This window comes from Mesorhizobium sp. M7A.F.Ca.CA.004.06.1.1 (genome assembly GCF_003999135.1).
Taxonomy (GTDB): Bacteria; Pseudomonadota; Alphaproteobacteria; order Rhizobiales; family Rhizobiaceae; genus Mesorhizobium.
In genome coordinates, this window is the sequence record NZ_RZPQ01001145.1 from 1 (window position 1) to 1,210 (window position 1,210).

Below are 1,210 nucleotides of genomic sequence, written 5' to 3' on the forward strand. Positions count from 1 at the left end.
ATATGAGTGAGAGCAGCGAATTGTGAGCCGCGGCTTTTGCCATGTCATGCGCGACGGCATGGATCTCGCTTTCGCCGGAAGCCGCTGCCGCAACCACGGACCGCCGCTCGGCAAGCATGGCGACGTAGGACGCCAGAAGTGCCGTCAGCTGCACGGCAACTGCCATGAACAGCCCGTTGATGCCTTGCGCGGCACCTCCGATGACGATCAGCGACAACATGCCGGACGCGCTGATGAAGGCGATGCGGGCGACGCTGTCGGCGCCGGGACTGGTCGCGTCGTTGACCAGGGCTTCGACAAAGGCCCAGAAAAACAGAACCGCGACGACAAGCAATGCGGTGGCGAGCGGCGCCACGACAACGAAATTGTCGAGGTCGACGAAGCGGGTACCCTCGATTGTGGTGCCCAGCACGCCGAGTGCCGCCGCCACACCCCGGTTTCCGTCGATGCAGATGAGCGCAAGCAGGGCGAAAACAATCGCCCAGTGCAAGGCCAGAAAAGAGGTCAGTACCTGTCGCATCGGTGTTCCTGCTTCGCAAAGCAAGAGACGGCCAATCTGAACCATTCCCTGCTCGCGCCGGGACAGTGGGCCTTGCCGTCCGCCATCGCAACGGAAACCATTTGTTAAGGTTAACGGTGATCAGCCATACGCGTGAGGATGCCCGCCAACGCGTCAAAACTGTGGATGGCGCCGGTTTTTGCGATGCTCGCCGCTCAGTTCACCGGCGGATAGAGCGTGTCGATGATCATGCGTGCATCGTGGCGCGAATCGATCATGCCATAGGTGTTGCGCCATTGGCCGGCCAAACGCGTCTCGACGAAAGCGTCGGCGATCCGCCCTGCCCCCAGGCGGCGCAATTCCGCCGCCGCAGCCGACAGTGCCAACTGCTCGGTCAGCAGCCGGGCCGAACCTTCGTCGGTTGAGGCAACCTGCATCGCCGCCTTCAGAACGCCGATCGTGCCGCGTCCGCCGGCGCCGAGATCACGGTCGATGCCGGCCAGCACATCCTCGAACAGGCCGGGCGCACGGCCGAGCACGCGCAGCACATCAAGCGCCATGACATTGCCCGAGCCTTCCCAGATCGCATTGACCGGGGCCTCGCGATAGTAGCGGGCGAGTGGCGCCTCCTCGACGTAGCCGTTGCCGCCTAGGCACTCCATCGCCTCATAGAGCAGCGGGGGCGCGATCTTGCAGACCCAGTATTTGACG

At 63.6% G+C, this 1,210-nt stretch carries 2 protein-coding genes; both read right to left on the reverse strand.

Going from position 1 to position 1,210, the window contains the following annotated elements:
• On the reverse strand, positions 1–520 hold a 520-nt coding region (locus tag EN906_RS34605; RefSeq protein WP_127375797.1), incomplete at its 3' end, for a hypothetical protein.
• 194 nt (positions 521–714) lie between these two features.
• The coding region (locus EN906_RS34610) for an acyl-CoA dehydrogenase family protein (RefSeq protein ID WP_281060478.1) at positions 715–1,210 on the reverse strand (496 nt) is incomplete at its 5' end.